Raw genomic sequence first — 722 nt, 5'->3', positions numbered from 1 at the left:
TATGGCGTTGCCGTCGACAACGCGACCGACAGCATCACGTTGACGCCCACCGCTACAGGGCCCAATGCGGCGATCACCGTCGGCGGCCAGACGGTCGCATCGGGCAGCGCCAGCCAGCAGATCGCGCTCGCGGTCGGCACGACGGCGATCCCGGTCGTGGTGACCGCCGAGGACAACGCGACGACCCGGACCTATACCGTGACGGTGACCCGGACGGCGTCCACCAATGCAAGGCTGGCGGGACTGGCGCCGAGCACTGGCACCCTCAACCCGGTCTTCAGTGCCGATACGCTCGACTATGATGTGGCGGTCGCCAATGCCGTCGAGCACCTGGCGCTGACGCCGACCGCCGATGGGGCCGGAGCGACGATCACCGTCGACGGCCAGTCGGTCGCTTCCGGCCGTGCCAGCCAGGCGGTCGCACTGGCAGTCGGCTCGACCGCAATTCCGGTCGTCGTCACAGCCGAGGACGGCACGACGATCCTGACCTATACAGTGACGGTCGAGCGAGCACAGCCGGTGCCCACCGTCATTTCCCGCACCATCGAAATCACCGCGGGCGAGACGGCATCGGTCGATCTGACCGAAGGCGCGAGCGGTGGTCCGTTCACCGATGCGGCGATCGTCGACCTCTCCGATGCCGACGCAGGCACCGCCCAGATCGAGCGCGACGACCAAATCTATCGCCTCGTCTTCGCCTCAAGCCCAACATATGCGGGCGA

Annotated in this window: 1 protein-coding gene; it reads left to right on the top strand. The window is 67.5% G+C overall.

Features of this window, described 5'->3' with window-relative positions; genetic code table 11:
• Positions 1 to 722, top strand: a 722-nt coding sequence (locus XW59_RS29220) for a cadherin-like beta sandwich domain-containing protein (protein WP_047149111.1), incomplete at both ends; no start/stop codon positions are given.

Origin of the sequence: Aquamicrobium sp. LC103, from assembly GCF_001014615.2 — a bacterium.
Taxonomy (GTDB): Bacteria; Pseudomonadota; Alphaproteobacteria; order Rhizobiales; family Rhizobiaceae; genus LBCQ02.
Note: the sequence above shows the minus strand (reverse complement) of the source record. Positions and strands in the feature narration are given on the sequence as shown.